A 3,980-nucleotide genomic window follows, 5' to 3' on the forward strand; every position below is an offset into this window, starting at 1 on the left:
GTCTCGACCGTCGTATTCCTGATAAACAGCTTTTGATTCAGGAAGTCTCGGCTTGGGAAAATCGCAGGAATTCTCTCTCTTGTAAAGTCAATTGGCAATTTACTACTGCTGATGCTCGCATTAAATTGCTTCGCCTCTACCCGTCAATAATTACTTGACTGCCTACTAGGGCAATAGTCTGTAAACCAGTCCATAAAGGCAGTTGGGTCAGGTAATCCAAGTTAGATAAAGTCCAACAACGTCGAATTTCTAAGCGCCCATGTCCTTTATCTATGGACTGGCAAAAGTCATGGTCTACGTCCACAAAATTAGTGGTTATAGCTTGCTCTAGCTGGGGAGGGCTTCAGAAATATTTACAGGTCAGTTACGATCCAGCGCGCGATCGCTCGATTATTTTAGAGATGCAAAGTGCTGATCGAAAGTTAGCAAGTCAGCCTATAGAGTCGCTTTATCAAGATGAGCTGTGTCTGGCAGATAGTTTGTTAAACGAGCTTGTGATTGAGTTAGAAAAACAGCGATCGCTTAAATTACCTAAATCAAGTCAATCTGAAGATACTGCTAAATCAGAAATCCCCATTAACCCAGAACAGAGCCGAAATGCTCCCGCTCAGATGGTTGCCGCGATCTGTCATCAACTGCTCAATGAGCTAGGGGCTGATAGATTTGGAGAAGTGGACAAGAATTCTTATGGTATTCAACGAAGCGGAGATATTCTCATAGTTGAGAATTTACGAGGCGATCGCCAGATCATCTTGCAGGTTAAGGGACAAGAAATTGAATTTGCCAATTTGAGCGAATTTGATATCCAACAATTTGAGCAGGCTTGGCAGCATCGATCTCAAGCACAGCAACCAAGTATTGACTCACAAGCCAAAATTGTATGAGTTATACCAGATATACCAAAGTAATCGTACAGTGATTTACTTTTCCCGTTATCTTGCTGTTTCAGCATAACCGCAAATATTCCTACCGCCACAAGCCTTATTCTAGCGTTGTATATTGTCATTAAGTAATACTTATTGCAAATATAGTTAATCCTGAAACTCTTGTCTAGAAAGCATTTCAGGGATGACGTGAAAAGTAAGGTACAGTGACGGGAATTTCACAAATTCTTGATTTCTCAAGTTGTCTGCAAAAAATTTACTTCCTCTTTAAGTGAAGGGGAAGCCACATTCTTGACATGGTTATATCGCCTTGGCGAACAGCCCATAACTCTCTTGAAGGCAGTGCTGAAGGCGCTTTCTGATTCGTAGCCGAGCGAGAGGGCGATGATGGCAATCGGATCGTTGGAATTCGTCAGCTTATCCCCAGCAAGGAGCATTCGCCAACGCGTCAGATATTCGATGGGCGATGCCCCAACCGTTTCTTTGAATTTCTGGGCGAAGGTCGATCTCGACATGTTGGCAAGTTTTGCAAGTGCCTGTAGAGTCCATCGATGCGCAGGATCGTCATGTATGGCATTGATGGCAGCACTCATCTGTTTGTCCGCAAGTGCGAAAAGCCATCCGACACCATCACTAGACCCTTCTTCGAGGTAAAGTCGTAGCGCCTGCACTAACATCAAGTGAGCGAGGTGCTGAGCGACTAGAAAACCTCCTGGCTTAGGCTCTCGCAGCTCATCCATCATCAACTCCATAGACCAACGTAACACCGCCTTGTCAGATTCCTTGCGGATATGCACGACAGCCGGTAGCACGCTCAGCAACACGTTAGCATGTTTACCAGCAAAGTCGAAGTAACCGCCGATTCCAAAGACATCCCCACCGCCGTTGTAGGTCGCGATGCCACCCTCCCGTTCGCCAGAAAAAAACGTGATCGCATCCATAGGTTTTACCGTCGTGTCGCTGGCTAAGACGAAAGACTGTCCTCTCGGCAGCAGGATGCAATCCCCAGACTTGATACACACCGTCTCGGAAAAGCCATCGACTCTCAGCCAGCAATGCCCAGTCACCACTGAATAACAATTTATGCCTTCGTGGGGAGGGAAATGGATCGACCAATCTCCTCCAGCATCAAGACCACGGAACATATAGCTGCGGGGCTTCAGCAGCGACAACACATCTGAGAGCGGATCCATAGTATTTCGGACGATTGCAAAGATTATAGGGACGATAAAGCATAGACCGTCTTTCGTCAATCTCCTACAATGATTGCCTGAATGTACTGCTGTTCGATCGCTGCTGCATCGTGGCGAGAATTCAGCTAATTCCAATATGAAGTTACTCTCGAAAATATAGGATGACTCTTAATGCCCTCTAATACTGCCGCATGGCTATTAACGAATCGTGCCGACATTGAGGTAGAATCCGCGCCATATACGCCCGCAAGGGAGAACGAGATTGTTATCAAGAACCACGCAGTATCAATCAATCCAATTGATTGGATAACGCAGAGGGCTGGCGAACTAATTTTCTCTTGGATAAAGTACCCATTCATCCTCGGCTCGGATCTCGCAGGTGAGGTCGTTGAAGTTGGGAAAAATGTCTCCCGCTTCAAAGTAGGTCAGCGGGTTCTCGGTCATGCCGTTGGAACCGACCCAAATCGTAACAGTTCGGCGGAAGGGGCTTTTCAAAAATACACAGTTGTTCTCGAAAATATGGCAGCGCCGATTCCCAGCAATATGTCCTACGAAAGCGCTGTCGTTCTCCCTTTGGGGCTATCGACCGCAGCATGCGGTCTATTCCAAAAAGACCATCTAGCACTGGAGTATCCTTCCCTGCTCGCAAAACCAACAGGTAATACGCTACTCGTTTGGGGAGGCTCGACGAGCGTCGGGAGCAATGCCATTCAGCTTGCGATCGCTGCTGGTTACGAGGTCATCACAACGTCATCGCCAAGGAATTTTGATTATGTCAAAAAGCTAGGTGCAAGTCAGGTATTCGACTACAACAGTAAGACTGTCGTCAAAGACGTTATTCAGGCTTTCAAAGGTAAGACGATCGCTGGCGCACTCGCCATAGGAAGTGGATCGGCTGAAGCCTGCTTAGACATCGTCCATGCCTGCAATGGCAACAAATTCGTCTCCATGGCTACTTTTCCTATATCTTTTCAGAAGTTGACTAAGGGTTCTAATATCCGCCTCCATTTTCTTTTGCAACTTCCTAAGATTTTATGGTTCGGTATTTCGATGCTAGTCAAGTCTCGCATAAGACGCATCCGCACAAAATCCATTTTCGGCAGTTCTCTAATGAACAACGAAGTCAGCCGAGTCATTTACGAAGATTTCTTGCCGAAAGCGCTCGAAGAGGGCAAATTCGTCGCTGCCCCGAATCCCTTTGTCGTAGGAACTGGTCTTGAGTATATACAAGCTGGGCTTGACCTTCAAAAAAAAGGGGTGTCAGCTATCAAAGTTGTCGTCTCTCTCTAATTCTAGAGATATGAAATGCCAAGGAATGGAAATTTGATGTTGCTGAATGAAAGTATGAATTAAGTAAATTTCAGAAATTATGGATTAACCTAAATCTGATTCCAAAACTTTTAGGAATAATTGATTCATACCTAAATCAGCAATGCCAATTTGATTAATGGTTCAGTGGAAATCGCGGCAACTTCTCATCCTAGTCCTGTTGTCAAATTATTTATCGAGTTTGCACTTTCTTCACAGGGGCATCAACTTGGGCAGAATCTGGGATTTATTCAACTAAGAGGGGAAATATCCCACCCCTCTGCGGTGTGAGTATATTCTAGTAAAAAAGAATTTGATACCCCTTCCTGTTGCAGCGAAGTGATTCATCTCAGTGCAATGAATCGGCAATGTTTCTGACTTGTTGAAAAGCAAATAGGATTCATCAGACAAGAAAATTAGCTGAGCTCAATTTTCTACATAGCAGCATAACTTAGGATTAAGAATCCGCAAACTTTGCTAAACGTTTGGCTAGATAAGTATATCTCTGCCGATCGCTGACCTGTTTGACCGCCAACCCGATCGCCTTCGACTCACCGACAATAATGGCAAGCTTTCGCGCACGAGTTAAACCAGT

Annotated in this window: 4 protein-coding genes and 1 pseudogene; 4 read left to right on the forward strand and 1 reads right to left on the reverse strand. The window is 45.3% G+C overall.

The window, feature by feature from the left end:
- Positions 1 to 158, forward strand: a pseudogene (locus tag AC805_RS27430) (IS630 family transposase); the annotation flags it as partial.
- A gap of 114 nt (positions 159 to 272) precedes the next feature.
- Positions 273 to 884, forward strand: coding sequence for a hypothetical protein (locus tag AC805_RS27435; RefSeq protein ID WP_231663342.1), 612 nt, complete (start codon positions 273 to 275; stop codon positions 882 to 884).
- A 236-nt stretch (positions 885 to 1,120) separates the two neighbouring features.
- Here the strand turns inward: AC805_RS27435 and AC805_RS27440 are convergent, their stop codons facing one another.
- Positions 1,121 to 2,077 carry an AraC family transcriptional regulator gene (locus AC805_RS27440; protein WP_055076435.1) on the reverse strand — a complete coding sequence of 319 codons (957 nt, stop codon included), beginning with the start codon at positions 2,075 to 2,077 and terminating at the stop codon, positions 1,121 to 1,123.
- A 171-nt stretch (positions 2,078 to 2,248) separates the two neighbouring features.
- Here AC805_RS27440 and AC805_RS27445 point away from each other — a divergent pair, with 171 nt between their 5' ends.
- Entirely contained in the window at positions 2,249 to 3,367 is a 1,119-nt protein-coding gene (locus AC805_RS27445) for a zinc-binding alcohol dehydrogenase family protein (protein WP_055076436.1), read from the forward strand.
- Positions 3,368 to 3,517: 150 nt separating this feature from the next.
- Positions 3,518 to 3,676 carry a hypothetical protein gene (locus tag AC805_RS27450; RefSeq protein ID WP_156341433.1) on the forward strand — a complete coding sequence of 53 codons (159 nt, stop codon included), beginning with the start codon at positions 3,518 to 3,520 and terminating at the stop codon, positions 3,674 to 3,676.
- The last annotated feature ends 304 nt before the right edge of the window (positions 3,677 to 3,980 follow it).

Source organism: Pseudanabaena sp. 'Roaring Creek' (genome assembly GCF_001402795.1).
GTDB lineage: Bacteria > Cyanobacteriota > Cyanobacteriia > Pseudanabaenales > Pseudanabaenaceae > Pseudanabaena.